General features: G+C 45.6%; 12 protein-coding genes and 1 pseudogene. 3 read left to right on the plus strand and 10 right to left on the minus strand.

Annotated features, from left to right (window positions below):
* Positions 1 to 96: 96 nt before the first annotated feature.
* Both tig and FKN16_RS24590 read right to left on the minus strand, forming a co-directional pair.
* Positions 97 to 1404: a trigger factor gene (gene tig, locus FKN16_RS14975; protein ID WP_047009482.1), complete on the minus strand. Its 1308-nt coding sequence runs from the start codon at positions 1402 to 1404 to the stop codon at positions 97 to 99.
* Between the two features lie 273 nt (positions 1405 to 1677).
* Positions 1678 to 1890 (minus strand): annotated as a pseudogene (locus FKN16_RS24590) (hypothetical protein).
* 40 nt (positions 1891 to 1930) lie between these two features.
* Between FKN16_RS24590 and FKN16_RS14980 the strand changes: the two are divergent.
* The 3 genes from FKN16_RS14980 to FKN16_RS24595 all read left to right on the plus strand — a co-directional run bounded on the left by FKN16_RS14980 (position 1931) and on the right by FKN16_RS24595 (position 5339).
* Positions 1931 to 3736 (plus strand): ATP-binding protein, encoded by a 1806-nt coding sequence (locus FKN16_RS14980; RefSeq protein ID WP_109168588.1) that lies wholly within the window; start codon positions 1931 to 1933, stop codon positions 3734 to 3736.
* A gap of 4 nt (positions 3737 to 3740) precedes the next feature.
* A complete protein-coding gene (locus tag FKN16_RS14985; RefSeq protein ID WP_005390512.1) occupies positions 3741 to 5078 on the plus strand; it encodes a sigma-54 dependent transcriptional regulator in 1338 nt (445 codons plus the stop codon).
* A 78-nt stretch (positions 5079 to 5156) separates the two neighbouring features.
* Complete coding sequence (locus FKN16_RS24595) at positions 5157 to 5339, plus strand: hypothetical protein (protein ID WP_041853050.1); 183 nt, start codon at positions 5157 to 5159, stop codon at positions 5337 to 5339.
* A gap of 42 nt (positions 5340 to 5381) precedes the next feature.
* Here FKN16_RS24595 and FKN16_RS14990 read toward each other — a convergent pair whose 3' ends face one another.
* The 8 genes from FKN16_RS14990 to FKN16_RS15025 all read right to left on the minus strand — a co-directional run bounded on the left by FKN16_RS14990 (position 5382) and on the right by FKN16_RS15025 (position 16703).
* Complete coding sequence (locus FKN16_RS14990; RefSeq protein ID WP_005390510.1) at positions 5382 to 6743, minus strand: TRAP transporter large permease; 1362 nt, start codon at positions 6741 to 6743, stop codon at positions 5382 to 5384.
* Between the two features lie 3 nt (positions 6744 to 6746).
* Positions 6747 to 7421 (minus strand): TRAP transporter small permease, encoded by a 675-nt coding sequence (locus tag FKN16_RS14995; RefSeq protein WP_005390505.1) that lies wholly within the window; start codon positions 7419 to 7421, stop codon positions 6747 to 6749.
* Positions 7422 to 7491: 70 nt separating this feature from the next.
* Positions 7492 to 8490 (minus strand): TRAP transporter substrate-binding protein, encoded by a 999-nt coding sequence (locus tag FKN16_RS15000; protein ID WP_005390503.1) that lies wholly within the window; start codon positions 8488 to 8490, stop codon positions 7492 to 7494.
* Between the two features lie 212 nt (positions 8491 to 8702).
* Positions 8703 to 10172, minus strand: coding sequence for a protein adenylyltransferase SelO (locus tag FKN16_RS15005; protein ID WP_170903032.1), 1470 nt, complete (start codon positions 10170 to 10172; stop codon positions 8703 to 8705).
* A 176-nt stretch (positions 10173 to 10348) separates the two neighbouring features.
* Entirely contained in the window at positions 10349 to 11161 is an 813-nt protein-coding gene (locus tag FKN16_RS15010) for a hypothetical protein (RefSeq protein ID WP_005390499.1), read from the minus strand.
* Positions 11162 to 11335: 174 nt separating this feature from the next.
* Positions 11336 to 14320: a M6 family metalloprotease domain-containing protein gene (locus FKN16_RS15015; protein WP_170903033.1), complete on the minus strand. Its 2985-nt coding sequence runs from the start codon at positions 14318 to 14320 to the stop codon at positions 11336 to 11338.
* Between the two features lie 356 nt (positions 14321 to 14676).
* Positions 14677 to 16044, minus strand: coding sequence for a TrkH family potassium uptake protein (locus tag FKN16_RS15020; protein WP_170903034.1), 1368 nt, complete (start codon positions 16042 to 16044; stop codon positions 14677 to 14679).
* A complete protein-coding gene (locus tag FKN16_RS15025) occupies positions 16041 to 16703 on the minus strand; it encodes a TrkA family potassium uptake protein (protein ID WP_170903035.1) in 663 nt (220 codons plus the stop codon). The genes FKN16_RS15020 and FKN16_RS15025 overlap by 4 nt, the downstream gene beginning before the upstream one ends.
* Between the last annotated feature and the right edge of the window lie 198 nt (positions 16704 to 16901).

The raw sequence follows: 16901 nt of genomic DNA on the forward strand, positions 1-16901 counted from the left end.
TCCCTAAAATAAATGGCCCGGATGATGACTATCATACGGACCATTGTTAGCAGAATAGTTAACGTTAAGTCAACCTTCTACGCAAGATATTGCTTATTAAGCAGCAGGTTGTTGTTGGTTAAGTAGCTCGTTGAAGCCTACTTCTTTCTCAGAAACCTGTGCTTTAGCGATGATCGCGTCGATTGCTTGCTCTTCTAGAGCTACATTGCGCATGTTGTTCATCATTTCTTCGTTTTGCTCGTAGTAAGCAATAACTTCTGATGGATCTTCGTATGCAGTAGCCATTTCTTCAATTAGAGCTTTAACTTTCTCGTCGTCCGCTTTTAGCTCTTCAGACTTGATTACTTCACCTAGTAGAAGACCAACTACTACGCGACGTTTAGCTTGCTCTTCGAACAACTCACGTGGAAGCTGAGCAGCAGCTTCTGGGTTACCACCGAAGCGTTGTGCAGCTTGTTGACGTAGAACTTGGATTTCTTGCTCGATAAGCGCTGATGGTACGTTGATGTCGTTTTGCTCAACTAGACCGTCAATCGCTTGCTCTTTGATGCGGTTCTTAACAGCTTGCTTAAGCTCGCGTTCCATGTTTTTACGAACTTCAGCTTTAAGTGCTTCAACACCGCCTTCAACAACACCGAACTTAGCAACGAACTCGTCGTTTAGTTCTGGTAGTTCACGAGCTTCAACTTTGTTCACTTTGATTGCGAACTTAGCTGCTTTACCTTTTAGGTTTTCAGCGTGGTAATCTTCTGGGAAAGTCACATCGATGTCGAATTCCATACCTGCAGTTTTACCTGCGATACCGTCTTCGAAACCAGGAATCATGCGACCAGCGCCCATTTCTAGTGGGAAGTTCTCAGCTTTACCGCCCTCGAATTCTTCACCGTCGATAGAACCAACGAAGTCAATGCTTACGCGTTTGCCATCTTCTGCTGCTTCTTCAACTTCAACCCAAGTAGCTTGTTGCTTACGTAGAGTATCGATCATCTCTTCTACGTCTGCGTCTTTAACTTCAGTTAGCGGTTTTTCAACAGTGATGTTTTCTAGGCCTTGAAGCTCAACTTCTGGGTAAACTTCAAAAGTTGCAGTGAAAACTAGGTCTGAACCTTCTTTGTTTTCTACAGGAGCGAAAGTTGGAGCGCCAGCTGGGTTGATTTTCTCTTTAACGATAGCTTCGATGAAGTGGCGTTGCATAACTTCACCAAGAACGTCTTGACGTACTGCTTTGCCGTACATCTTAGCAACCATTTTTAGAGGCACTTTACCCTTACGGAAACCATCGAAACGACGGTTTTTAGCGATGTTGCGTAGTTCAGCTGTTACAGCGTCTTCGATGTTTGCAGCTGGAACAGTAATGTTTAGACGGCGCTCTAGGCCCTCTAGCGTTTCAACAGTAACTTGCATTATATATAAACCTCTAAAGTGGCTCGGTTTTCCGAGCGTATGAGCGAAACTCAGCGGAGCTTACGCTTCATCCTTGTGTAGTGTTCTGTCCGAACACCTAATTTAAATCGAGTATCGATACTGTTTGTCAGTACCGGACTAATCAGTGATATCTTCGATAAAATTACCAAAGGTATCTCCTATTAGCCTCAGGACAGAATTTTTAGACGCGACATTCTAGCGATCTGTCGCAACCCTGTCGAGCCAATAGCCACTATGTGGACATTGTCTGCGCTAAATTCTCGAATGCTGACCCATTTTTTCTTCAAAAATGCGATTCAAACACCGTCTAAGTATCGTCAGCATATCTAGAATGGGGACAATAGCGACTTTTTCAAGAGAATCGACCGGTTTTTTTATCGAAAAGCCTAAAAAGAGATCTTGCTCTTGTTTTACTCCACAGAGTTGAAAACTAAATCCCTAATCCTCCCTACAAACTATTAACATTTTCTTACGTGACCAAAGGAAAGGTTTAAGGAGTGTAAGGATGTCGCAAAAAAACCGGATTCTGCTGACTTTTTTTGCCTTCTATTTCCTTTGCGCAATCATAGGTGGTCATTGGGTTTGGCAGACTAGTTATCAATCATTGCTTGATAAACACCAGTCCCAACTTGAGCAATTTTCTAGTCATATTAAAAACAAACTCGATAAATACGCCCATATCCCTAACCTTCTGGCCAAAGATGACCCTCTCCATCAAGCGTTACTGCATCCAAATAACAGTGCCCAACTGGAACTCACCAATCGGTATTTAGAATCCGTTAATGACGTGATTGAAGCGGCAGATACCTATTTAATCGATCAATGGGGTACGACGGTCGCGGCCAGCAACTGGCGTAAAGAGCGATCTTTTATTGGACGAAATTTTGCGTTCCGCCCTTATTTCAAACAAGCAATCGTTGGGGAACGAAGCCAATACTACGCGCTTGGTTCGACTTCGGGTAAGCGTGGCTACTACTATTCTTATCCGATCATATACGCGGGCGGCGTCCTTGGTGTGGTCGTGGTTAAGATGGACTTGAGTAAGATAGAAGACAACTGGCAGCAGCCAAATAGTGTGTTCGTCGCGAGCGATCCGCACGGGATTGTTTTCATGAGCAGCCGAAGTGATTGGCTACTCAAAAGCTTACAACCACTGACTGAGAATGAAAGAAAACAAGTTTGGGCAAGCCGACAATACCTTGATGAGCCAATTGAAACTCTAGGATTGGTGGGCAATGTGGAGGAAACGCATTCTGAGCTAAAACAAGGTTACCCATATAACAAAGGGACCTTGGTGGTCTCTTCGTTGCCCCTACCAGAGCTCAAGCTGACCATCCGTGTACTATCTCCTAAGCAGTCTATCGTCTGGCTCACAATGGGTTACATTTTTGTACTTACTCTTGCATTCACCGTGTTGTTTTTAATTGGCCAGCTCATCTATCACCGTCAACAACGCCACTTACAACTTGAGAGAATTCAACAAGAGGCCAATCAAAAACTTGAATATCAAGTCATGGCTCGCACCGCAGAATTGCAAGCAGAAATCGCCCAGAGAATAGAAACCGAACAAACACTTCGCCTAACGCAAGACGAACTCGTTCAAGCTGCGAAACTAGCAGTATTAGGGCAAATGTCAGCCAGTATCAGTCATGAACTGAATAATCCACTTGCGGCCATTCGCAGCTTTGCTGAAAACGGCAAGCTGTTCCTCCAAAAAGAAAAATATGAGCGAGTGGAAGATAATCTAACTCGCATCTCAGCCCTCACTGATCGTATGGCAAACATCAGTCAGCAGCTTCGTTCTTTCGCTAAAAAAACCAGTGGAAACGAGCTAGCTCAATCTCGTTTGTTTCCAGTAATTGCCTCAGTCAAAGAGCTGATGAAACCCGCACTTAAATCTGCACGTGTCACGCTAGAAACGCAGGTACCAGAGCACGATGTTGAAGTTCAGATCAATATCATTCAACTTGAACAAGTGTTGGTTAATTTGCTGACCAATGCGATAGAGGCTCTCAAAGAGCAACAAGACAAACAAGTACAGTTATCCGTAGAGCAAGACGAACATGCCGGTTTGGTTTGGATTCATGTAGATGACAATGGTCCAGGGCTTGGAGGTTTCTCACTTTCGGACTTATGTGAGCCTTTCCTAACTACCAAACAAAATGGGTTAGGTTTAGGGCTCTCCATCTCGCAACAAATCTTAGCCAGTATGAACGGAAGATTATGTGCCCAAAATCGAGAACAAGGCGGAGCTCGATTTTCATTGTGTTTACCTATCGCTCCTAACAACACAGAACAATCAAAAGGATGAGATCATGTGTCAGGTGTTTTTTATTGATGATGAAGCCGATCTTAGACTGGCAATAGAACAAACGTTTGAATTGGCAGATATCGATGCCACATTCTTTCCAGACGCTGAATCTGCCTTACTCGCCATTAAGCAGGGAGCCGAGCCAGGAGTGGTGATTACCGATATTTGCTTACCCGGTATTTCAGGGATGGATTTACTGAATACCCTTGTGCGAAAAGACACCCATCTTCCCGTGATTATGATTACTGGTCATGGCGATATCTCAATGGCGGTTAATGCGTTACACCAAGGAGCGTATGATTTTATCGAAAAGCCATTCCCACCTGAGCACCTAGTTGAAACCGTCAAGCGCGCCATTGAGAAGCGCCAATTAACGGTTGAAAACGAGAAGTTACGCCTGTCTCTCAAGGCAAGTAAAACGCTCGGACCTCGTGTTATCGGAGAAACGTCTAGCATTCAAATGTTACGCGAAACCATTGCTCACATCGCCGATACTGATGCAGATATCTTATTGTTTGGCGAAACTGGTACAGGTAAAGAGTTAATCGCCCGTTCTTTGCATGAGCAAAGCTCTCGACGGAACCAAAACTTTGTCGCAGTAAATTGTGGTGCAGTACCAGAGAATTTGATTGAGAGCGAACTCTACGGGCATGAAAAAGGCGCATTTACTGGCGCAGAAAGCCGCCGTATCGGTAAGTTTGAATTTGCTCAAGGCGGTACACTTTTCTTGGATGAAATCGAGTCAATGCCAATCCAAGCCCAAATCCGTTTACTGAGAGTACTGCAAGAGCGTGTGATTGAGCGTGTCGGCTCGAATGAACTCTTGCCCTTAGATATTCGAGTGATTGCCGCCACCAAAGTCGATTTGAAACGTGCTGCTGAAGAGGGAACCTTTCGCCAAGATCTTTACTATCGACTGAATGTGGTTACCTTAGATCTCCCGCCACTGCGTGAACGGAAAGAAGACATCCCTGCCCTCTTCCATCATTTCCTATTGGTAGCGGCTTCACGTTACGGTAAAAGCTCTCCTAGCTTGTCATCCCACGACCTCGCCCAACTGATGAACCATGACTGGCCAGGCAATGTTCGCGAACTAAGAAATGCAGCTGAACGTTTCGTGCTATTGGGTAAATTAATTCAGTTAGGAGAATCGACTCCGGTTGCCAAGCCTTCTTCAAGTCTTGCAGAACAAGTAGCAGAGTTCGAGAGAGCAGCCATTGAAGGCGCATTACTGGAAAATAACGGCAGCATTAAACAGACAATGGCGCAACTGAATGTGCCTCGAAAAACTCTGTATGACAAAATGCAACGCTATCAAATAGATAAAGAGCTCTACAAATAAAACGATTCTCAAGGATTGGTATTATATCCAACTTGAATCATAATTTTTAATAACTGATTCATCATGGTTGTTACGGATATGAACGAGAAAGTGAGAATACCGATCATTACAGATACCGTGATGGTAGACGGGCAATATCAAGAAGAGAGACGTTCAGGCGAAGAGCGGCGCAAGAATAAAAAGAAGTGGCGAAGCTACGAGCGGCGAGTCCACCCAGACCCTCGTAGGCCTAGCTACAAACCCATAGACGAAGAGGTGTGAATCATCACACCTCTTTTGTTTTTCTTCAAATATCTGGTGCCATTATTTAGTGATGATTTCTGGCCCCATCAAGGTGGTTGGTAACCAAGTCGACACCCATGGCACGTACGTTACAATAATGAGGAATAGGAACATCACCGCCACCCATGGCAGTGCGGCTTTTACTACATTCATCATCGACATTTTGGCGACACCTGCAGTAACAAACAAGTTAAGCCCAACAGGTGGTGTTATCATACCTATCTCCATATTCACCACCATCATAATACCTAAGTGAATTGGGTCGATCCCCAGTGCTATCGCAATTGGGAACACCAGTGGTGCAACAATGATCAATAAGCCTGATGGCTCCATAAACTGACCACCAATCAACAGCAATACGTTCACCACAATCAAGAAGGTGATTGGTCCTAGACCAGCTGACATCATCGACTCTGTGATCATTTGCGGGATGCGTTCTTCCGTGAGAACGTGCTTCAAAATTAACGCATTGGCAATAATGAAAAGCAGCATGATGGTGAGTTTACCCGCTTCATAAAGCGTGTGTTTGGTGTCTTTATGAACGAAGGTGTGAAAAATTTTGACTAACGCAGGCTTAGTATTTTGCTTATCAGCAAATGGCCCCATGTCTTTGTATACAAAGTTGGCAATAAAGAACGAGTACACAGCAGCAACCGCAGCGGCTTCTGTTGGGGTGAAAATACCGCCATAAATACCACCGAGAATAATCACCACCAGCAACAAGCCCCAGCTTGCATCCTTAGCTGCATCAAACGTCTCTTTCCAACCGACAAATGGTTGTTTTGGCAGGTTCTTAATACGGGCCGCAATATAGATCGCTATCATCAACATGACACCCGCTAGCAAACCGGGAATCACACCACCGAGGAACATACGTCCAACTGATACATCGGTCGCGGCAGCGTAAACCACCATAACGATAGACGGCGGAATCAAAATCCCTAGCGTACCTGCGTTACAAATTACGCCGGCCGCAAACTCTTTTGAGTAACCGTTTTTGATCATACCTGCGATAACGATGCTACCTATGGCAACAACCGTTGCTGGAGATGAACCTGACAGCGCGGCAAACATCATACACGCGACAACCGAAGCCATCGCTAAACCACCACGGAACCAGCCTACAATCGCAATCGCGAAACGAATGATCCGTTTCGCTACACCACCTGTCGACATAAAGCTTGAAGCTAAAATGAAGAATGGAATTGCTAATAGAGTGTAGTGTCCAGCAAATGCATTAAACAACGTTTGAGCAACAGACGCCAAAGACGCATCCGAATGAATCAAAAGGAAAAGAATACTGGAAAGCCCCAGAGAAACTGCGATTGGCACGCCGACGAGCATGAAGCCAATCACCATCAAAAATAGAAATAAGATATCCATGGCTTATTGCTCCTTGCTCTTAGAATTGTCTGAGGCCTTTGGAGCCATAAGATCACCGGCATCACTCATCTCTTCTTGAAGCGCCTCTAGCTCTTCTTCTGCTTCATGCCCTGCAATCAGTCGGTCGAGCTTTCCGGTAGCAATTTGCCATGTTGCCTGAGCAAATCTCAGCGTTAGCAACGCCATACCAAGCGGCAAAGCGAAATAAGGAATAAAACGTGGCAGCTTTTCGTAACGCTCTCCCTCGTTTAACCAATCCGCCATAAACTGAAGCATTTCCGGCATTGGAATATCATCCGTTTCATACCACGCTCGGTCTGTGGCGAACGGATACCAGTAGTTCCAAGAGCCAATTAAAAGCAAAATAGAGAAGGCTAAACAGCATATTGCAGCAAATAACGCCAAGGCTTTTCGTTTGCCCTCTGGCACTATGTTGATGATCACATCAACACCAATATGAAAGTGTTTTTTCACACCGTAAGAAGCGCCGACCAACACCATCCATGCAAACATAAAGACGGTGAGCTCAAGCGCCCAAAGAATATTGTCGTTAAAGACATAACGAAAGATGACATTGGCAAAGGTTAACAAGGTCATGGCACCTAAGAAGAAAGCAATCAAAGTCTCTTCAATGGCATCGGTGATTCGTCCAGCCTTGGCAAAAAAAGTCTGTTCCATAATTACATCACGTCGTCTGTAGGGGAAAAGAGCCCCCTCTAATCGAGAGGGCTAAGCGTGCTAGGCGTTATTATTTTTGGTTAGAAGCCAAAGCGGCTTCAATTAGGTCAGAACCAATGTCTTTTTCAAACTTCTTCCATACTGGCTGAAGTGCAGTGACCCATTCTTGGCGCTGCTCTGGCGTTAACGTGCGAACCACACCACCAGCTTCGATGATGTTGTTTTTGTTCGCCAGGTTCACTTTGGTCGACTCAGCATTACGCTGCGCTGTCACCTCTTGGATGATTGTGTTTAGCTGCTCGCGCTGATCGTCTGGTAAGTTTTTCCAGAAGTCGTTTGACGTCACCACTAGGTAATCCAGAATCCCGTGGTTCGTTTCCGTAATGCCATCTTGAACTTCGAAGAACTTTTTGCCGTAGATGTTTGACCAAGTATTTTCTTGACCATCAATAACCTTAGTTTGCAAGCCACCGTACACTTCTTTGAATGACATTTTTTGCGGGTTTGCGCCTAGCTGTTCAAACTGAGCAACGAGAACGTCCGAAGCTTGAACACGGAACTTAAGCCCTTCAGCATCGGCTGGAGAAATGAGCGGCTTGTTGGCTGACATTTGCTTCATGCCATTATGCCAAAACGCAATACCTTGTAGACCACGTCGTTTCATTGAGTTTTTCAGCTTTTCACCGGCTTCAGAGTTCTGGAAGCGGTCAACAGCGTCGACATCGTCGAATAAGAAAGGCAGATCGAAAAGGCGGTACTTTTTGGTGAATTTCTCAAACTTAGAAAGAGAAGGTGCAGCGAGTTGAACATCACCATTTAGTAGTGCTTCCAACACCTTATCATCATCGTAAAGCGTTGAGTTCGGAAACACCTGCATACAGACTTTACCGTTCATCTCTTCGTTAACGCGTTTTTCAAGTAACGAAGCCGCAATACCTTTTGGGTGTTTGTCCGCGTTCGTTACATGGCTGAACTTGATGACCGTTTCACCTGGATCACAATTCGCGGCAGCGTTAAAGCTCGTTACAGCAAGCGCAGAGACAGATAGTAGAGTTAGAGGCTTAAACATTATTATTCTCCTTGTTGAATCACATCCCATCCCGTCCATGAATAACTAGGTATTAGGCGATGGGTACGGATGTTCAACAAAGAGCAATTAATGGACCATGTTAAAATTCATATACATTTCAATAAATTAACAAAGCCCATCAACATGAACACAGAGTATAACGAGTGAATTCCACCCAAGAAAAAGATTCAAATGGGTGGGAAATGACCCATTTATGAAGAACAGCTTATCTCCATTTTCTTCCCCCATTCTGGTGGCAATTTCGCGTAATCATCAAACTCGGGTTGCTCATCAAATGGGCGCTTTAACAGTTCGGCCAATCGGTGTAATTCGCTAAAGTCCCCTTCTTCCGCTTTATCAATCGCCAACTGAGCCAAGTAGTTACGCAAGATGTATTTGGGATTGGCTTGACGCATCTTTTCGCAACGCTGTTCGGCTGAAATCAGGCCCCCTAGTTCATCAACCTCTAGCTCACATCGAGCTAAGTACAGATCAAGCCAAGCTCGCGCAGCTTCTCGGTCGAGAAACAAGTCGATTACGGCTTGAGAAGAATCAGTATCAAGATTTGAAAGCGTTCTAAAGAAGCGAGTGTAATCCGTTTTATTTTGGTGAAGGAGCTCAAACATTGCTTCAAATAAACGTCCATCTTCCGCGATCTTGGTTTTTAAACCCAACTTCTCACGCATTAGGCGGCTGAACTGCTGACTCAACCGGACTTCAAATTGACTCAACGACGCTTCTAAATCTTCTCGCTCAACGAGTGGCGATAGCGCATGCGCGAGTGCTGATAGGTTCCAAAGCGCAATTCTTGGCTGTTGGTCAAATGCATAACGGCCTTGGTAGTCGGAATGATTACAAATATATCCCGGCTCATAATCATCAAGAAAACCAAACGGGCCGTAATCAAACGTTTGACCAAGGATCGACATGTTGTCGGTGTTCATTACCCCATGAGCAAACCCATACGCTTGCCAATAAGCAATCATGTCCGCTGTTTTCTGAACAATTTCACCAAACATTGCAGCGTATGGCTTCTCTGCCGATGCACAATCAGCAAAGTGCCACTCGATCACTTTGTCCGCCAGTAACTTCTGCTCTGCCAATTGATTGGTATAGAAAAAATGCTCGAAATGGCCAAAACGCACGTGGGTCTCCGCCATACGAATCAACATTGCGCCGAATTCTGTTTTCTCGCGATAAACCGGCGTGTCACTGACCATCATGCCAAGAGCACGGGTCGTCGGGATCCCAAGCCCTGCCATGGCTTCACTACATAGATACTCACGAACGGTTGAGCGCAACACCGCCCTGCCGTCCCCCGTTCGCGAGTAGGGGGTTAGCCCCGCGCCTTTAAGGTGAATATCAAACCAAGTGCCATCTTGATGCTCAATTTCCGCCAACAGCAATCCACGTCCATCGCCCAAGTCTGGGTTGTAAACGCCAAACTGATGTCCTGCGTATTTCATCGCCAAAGGACGAAACGGTTCGAATTCGCTTTGCCCAGAAAAAACAGCCAATAGCTCATCGTTTTGCTCTGCTGGTAAACCAAACTGCTGCGCCAACTCACCATTCCAAGCGACCCAACGAGTATTATCCAAGGGTTGCGGCTCGACCAAAGTATAGAAAGCTGACGGCAATTGACTAAAGCGATGGGTGAAACTGACCCGTTGCCAAATGGACATGTGGGATTCCTTAATAAAAAGAAGTACTGCTGTCAGTATACGTGTGAACGTCACTGTCATTCAGCCATGAAATGGGCATGGGTATTTTGCGTGAATAAAGCGAAGGTGGTAGGAAGGTATTAACCCGCTGCATACCACCTCACAAACGGAAGTGGTATGTAAAAGCGATCAAATGATTAAGCGGAAAACTCTTCACCCGTTTTTGGTGGCTCTGATGGTGTATCAAAACGAGCGCGTTCAATATCCACGACCGTTTTATAGCTCAGCGACAATAAAGCCAACTGGTACGCACCGAAAATACCATAGGCAACACCCACAAGGCTTAGCATGAAGAGGTTAGTAAAGTGACTAAAGATAAGCTGACTGAGCAATCCCGCGCCCAATGGAATTAAGCCCATCAAAATGAATACTTGTTTGTTGTATGGTCTGCTTTGGTTCCACGAACGACGCAAGCTGCGCGGCTGATGATCCATTGCGGTCGCAGGCAATACAAATGACCAGCGCGCCATCACCCAATAGCCCGGAATGCTTGCAACCGTTGTGATAAACGCCATGGCGACAAAATCGGGTTCACCGCTTTCTGCAATATAGAGAAACGACAACACAAAGATCGGGATACCAATGACGAGCATCATCATCAGTCCAAATAATATCCACCAGCCAATGAAACGGAATTCTCTGGCTGACAAGCGAAATACATCCAATGCTGAGTGCATGTAATCGCCAACCAAATAAATTCGGTGTACCCGGACAGCCGCCATCGCGGCAACAAGTGGGTATAAAATGATTGTGACGAAATAAAATCCCGCGATGTTTCCTTCTTGAGCGTTCGCTTGATCTTGCCCCGTCATTTCAGGATACATAAACACAAAAATTGAGTGCACGATGATCAATGGAATACAAGCAATGACAATTGCGAGTAGGTTCCTTCTGACCATCACTGCTGCTTCTCGGCATATTGCCGAAACAGAAAAGTCCTCGGTTGACATACAACATCCTTAATTTATAAAAATCTGCCCATAGGGTAACCGCTGAATAGAAAAATCGCTTTAAAAATAATGAGAAACACATCTCATAAGATAATGAGAAGTATTAGGAAGTAAAACAGGCACAAAAAATAAGCCACTCAATGTGAGTGGCTTATACGGTAATTCGATATCGTTTTAGACGCGGCGTCGCCAGCCCAATGCAACGAGTAACATCAGAGCCCAATAAGAAACACTGCCGCTACCTTCAGAGTTCTTGAATGTCGTTGTTTTCAAGGAAGCGACAACCGTCACAGTCACTTCTCCCATTGCGGTAGCACCGTTGCCATCTGAAACCGTGTATTGCAGCTTGATGTTATCAACCGCACTATCCGGAGCTTGAAAACGAATTTTGCCATTTTCTACACTCGCACTTCCCACGCCCGTTAGGTTCTGTACGCTTTCTACAACCAGTTTATCGCCATTCACATCCGAATCATTGCCAGCAGCATCAATCACAATGCTTTCACCAACGGCAACGGTCGCCGTATCTGCTAGCGTGACTGGCGCTGCGTTTTGCATGGTTAAATTGACGGTAGCACTGGAGGTTTCATTACTTGGATCAGTAACGGTTAGACGGAATGTCAGAACCTCACCCGCTTTTATACCTTGAGGCACTGTAAAGCTTGCCGTAGCACTGGTCGAATTTCCGATAGAAACTGAAGTACCAGCCAATTGCTCCCATCGGTAGTTCAACACATCGCCATCCGCATCTGTGCTGTTTGCCGCCGACAATGTTACTTTCTGTCCAGCAGTAATCTTTTGGCTATCCACATCGATGAGCGCTTTTGGTGCTTCATTACTACCAAGTACTTCGACCTGCACACTCACAACCGAAGACGAATACACGCCGTCCGTAGACAGCAAACGATATTGGAAGCTGTCCAAACCAACGAAGTTAGCTTCAGGTTGGTATTGGTTGCCAGAAATGGTGCCGTGCTCAGGCTTCTGCACAATGTCCACATTGAACTGATATCCTATGGCCATGAAATCATTGTCCATCAAGTTCAGATCGATTGGCGTATTCTTATCGGTTTGCAGTGAGTCAGCTTTCGCTTCAACAATGTTGTTCGCCTCCACATTCAAGAGTGCTGCAAACGGAACATAAGAGAACCCGGCTTGCTCTAAACCAAACGTACCTATCTCATTGTAATTACCAGTCCACATTACAGGCAGGGATGATTTTTCAGTTTTTAGTAAGCGGCCAAAGTCAAAGTTCGATTCAAATTCACCGCCTTCTAATTCCACTACTAACAGGTGCTGACCCGCACTTAATTGGCTCGGTTGAGGGAATAAAATTCGGGATGGCTTTTGGAAGCTACCTTGCTGTAAAAGTTCAGCATTGTTCTGATCCAATATTAATCGGTAGCCCACGTTACCTGAGAATGGGAATCGCCATACTCGATAAGTCATGTCACTTTGAGCGCTATTTCTTTGCGCGTAAAGTTGAAGACCATCAAGCTTTGTCTCAGCATTCAAATCCAATGATACCGCCAGGGTGTTACTGCCACTTGCGTACACATAACCTTGGTGAAGAGAGTTCAACCATGCCGATTTATTTGGCTCGTTTATATGCTCAAGAGAAAAACTGCCGCCGTTGGTATTGCTGGCAATGTTGGAAATACGAACCCCAGTATCAAACCCGGCGATCGCTCTCAGACCTGGGGTCGATGTATCTGAAATGACATTGCCACCATTAGGATACAAATCGCCGGCATCACTGCTTCCATCATGTTCTAACTCACTCAGACCATCGGCCTGCATGATTTGAACCTGCATCGCGCCAACATCGTTAAAGCGATTTTGGACATTAACCGACGTCGCTAGTATGCCTTCTGCCGCCAATGCTCGGTCGTAACCGCTAAAGGTACGGTTTTCCAAATAAACGCGTGGGCCAAACTCTTTCAAGTATGGGTCGAGATACACCAGTTTGACATCGTCGTTATTCACGGAAATAGGCATCGGGCTTTCATGAGTGATCGTTGGTACAACGAAACCAGCGGCGTGTTTACTCCACGCGCTCATGTTCACTGGCGTGTCTCCTGCGTATGAGTCTCCCGGTTTCTGTGCCCATGAACCACCGCCCATCACGCCCCAAGAACCGATCGAAGCATCACTGTTCCTTGCGTACAAATCCGGCAAGCCAAGCATTAAGTGGCCAAGCTCATGTACGATCACGCCTAACGTCGCTTGATGATCAACTTGGTAGTCAGCAAACACACAATAATCGGCAATTTTTTTTCCATCTAGTGTCACATCGTCGTGAGAGAATTTATGAGGCCAAATAGAAGGACGATCAAGGAATCCGGTTGAACGGTCGCCACCCGCAAAAATAAACATAACTGAGAGTTCTGACGGTTCTACGGTACCATTTTGATTGCTGTCGTAAGCCGAAAGATTAAAGTACGGATCCAGTTTTTGATACGCTTCGGTGAAGACCGCATTCAACTTGGCAGTGCAAGTCTTGTCAGTTGAGCTAGAGTGGCAATTTGGGTGGCTTTGCGCCACGGTCACATTGATCACACCATCATTCGCGGTACCATAACTCTCAATCGCAGGGACAACTTTGAATTTCCCTTGAGAGTTTTTATCAAAATAATCGACAACGCTTTGGCCATCGGTATTAAACACACGTTGTTCGAAGTCATGCACCATTGCTTGGTCATCAAAGGAGACTTGCACAACCAACAGTGGTTGTTGCTTCATCGATGAGCTACTCATCGCCTGATAACCTTGCGCCGAACGCAATAGATTTTGGCGCGCCATCGGTTCAATGGTTTTTAGAGAAGATAACTGCGGCTTAACTTGTAGATCCGGGCGAAACTTCGCCAATTCAGGCGCATCACTCGATTGAGTTTTAGCAACACCCGTCGAGCGTAACGTTGGGATGTCTGACTCGCGCTGAATCTGTGCAAAAAACCAAATGCCATCTTCATGAACCAAGGCATTACCTTGTTTATCTTCAAACCAGTGGAAATCGGCAGTGCCGCGTAAAATTGCCTCACTAGAGGTACCATCGCTCAACGCAATAGTATGCCAAACTGGTGATGGCGGAGTAGTTGCCATGCTCTTACCTGCAAGAAGCGCAGTTAGCATAGTCAAGGCGAGTGTGTTGAATTTCAAAGTACGGCTCCATCTTTTCGATTCGTTTAATACCAAGCACAGCCAGTACACAATAGCCCATAAACATAGAATGAAGTTGAGTGGCTAACGACTAAGGCTGGTATCAATTCGCTCAGATAACACAATATTATTTAGCATCACGTTACAAAAGCGTCGGATGCCCAAATACTTTTGTAAGTGTGGCTTCCGAGGGTATAAATTGAGTGAATGAATAGTATCGAAACAAAAGGAAGAAGAAATAAACTTCTGCGACTTTGTAGATAAAATTGGGCAACGTCCCACATATTTTATAAATGTACGAGCACTGCTATTAATCAGTGCTCGTTATGGTCGGTGGGGTGCAGATAAACGCTACTTTAACCTGTAAGAACGGCGTCTTCTGGGTATTTGATTAAGGTAGGCTCAGGGCGGGCCAACATGTAGGCAAGCGTGAGTGGCCCGATACGACCAATGATCATCACCACGATCATAATGTACTTGCCAGGTTCAGAAAGCTCTGCCGTCAAACCAGCGGTAAGTCCTACCGTCGCAAATGCGGAAATGGTTTCAAACATGACCTTATCAAAGCTTGCCTTCTCTGTGAGCATCAATAAAAACATCGCGCTTGTCAGAATGGCGCCGCTCACAACGATAATGGCGAGTGACTTAGTCACGGTTTGCCAGTTTACGGTTCGTTTAAACATAACCACGTGTTTCTTTTGGCGCAAAAAGGTCCACGTAGCCATGAACGCAACGGCAAATGTGGAAACCTTAATACCGCCCCCCGTTGAGGTGGACCCAGCACCAATCAACATCAAAACAATCATGATCAATAAAGCTGGCTGGGTAAACTGCGCCAAGTCGACACTGTTGAATCCGGCCGTTCGAGCACTAGCTGATTGGAAGAATGCCGCCAACCATTGACCCGCCAAAGGTAACGATTCCATTGTATTTGGATTACTCCGCTCGAGTAACCAAAACATCACCGTCCCAACGAGGAGCAATATCGGTGTCGCGATAAGCATGATTTTGGTATGAAGATGCAAAAAGTGGAAACCTTTACGCCAGTTCAGCCAGATGTCACCCACAACAGTAAAACCAAGCCCACCAAAAATGAATAACCCGGCCAGGGTAAAGATGACCAGCGGGTCATTCACAAAGCTCATCATACTGTCTGAAAACAGAGCAAACCCTGCGTTGTTAAACGCAGAAATCGCATGAAATAACGCGTAAAACATGCCGGTTTGCCAGCCCATTTCAGGAACCCAACGAACGGAAAGGAAAATAAACCCAATAGATTCCGCGACAAGCGCAAAAATCACAATCCGTTTCACCAGTCGGTTTAAATTGACCTGTCGATCTTGCCCTAGCGCTTCTTTCGCTAACGCTTGCTGGCGTAAGCTTAAACGCACACCAAACATATAGAGTAAAACCGCCGACAACGTCATCTGCCCCAATCCACCGATTTGCATTAAAAACATCAGCAAGATCTTCCCGGCTAACGTAAAGTGCTGCCCGGTATCGACAATACCAAGCCCTGTCACACTTATGGCGGATGTTGCGGTAAACAAAGCGTCCGTTATCGAAAGGCCTGTAACAGAAAAAACTGGCAAGGTTAACAGCACGGCAGAAGGCAGCAACACACCGAGAAAACTCAGCAATATAATCCGCGGCTCGTTACCCTTGGCTTTTTCTCGTTTACCATCTGGCGCGTAAAAAACGCCTTTTTGATGAAACTGCGTCATAGTGATTTTAATTTATTTGCCAGCGCATCTTGCGGGCCAACCACAATAATGAGATCGCCAATTTCCAGCTTGGTATTAAGGTCTGGCGCCTTGGTTATTTCTGGGCCCCGTTTAAACCCGAGTACTTGCACACCGTCGACTTTGCACAGTGCGAGGTCACTTAATGTCTTACCCATCCAACGAGATCCAATCACAAACTCCGTCATGGCCAAGCCACTACCTAAAGGGTGGAACTCAAGGACCCGTTTATCGAGCATTTTACGCGCGACACGTATCCCCATGTCACGTTCAGGCATGATAATGTGGTCCGCACCAATCTTTTGCAGGACACGCGCTTGAAATCGATCGTTGGCTTTAACCCATACTGACTTCACTCCCGCTTCTTTGGCGATCAGTGTGGCGAGAATACTGGCGTTAACGTCCGCTCCGATAGCAATCATCACCATGTCGTAATCATCAAGCTTAAGCTCAGCAACCGTCTCTTCGTGAGTACAATTAGCCACAATTGCCTGACTAACAAAACTGACAGCTTCTTTGACTCTGTCTTCGTTGATATCAACCGCTAAAACTTGAGCTCCTGAATCTTGTAGCTCTTTACACACTGCCAAACCAAATCGGCCAAGACCAATAACGGCGAATTGCTTATCACCTGTTTTCATTTATGCCTCATCTTATGCATTCACTAGCAAGCAAAAAAGTCTGCGCCCATTCCTAACCTTGTGCAAACCTGAGGACAGAGAATTGACAAAAGCTTTACGAAAGCCGACTCACTTTGAGTGTTAAGCGTATGACATAAATTAACTTTTTTCCTCATTACGGCATAAAAGCCAACACTGTCAACCCATGAGTGAAACTCC

Source organism: Vibrio sp. 11-4(1) (assembly GCF_013048625.1).
Taxonomy (GTDB): domain Bacteria; phylum Pseudomonadota; class Gammaproteobacteria; order Enterobacterales; family Vibrionaceae; genus Vibrio; species Vibrio diabolicus.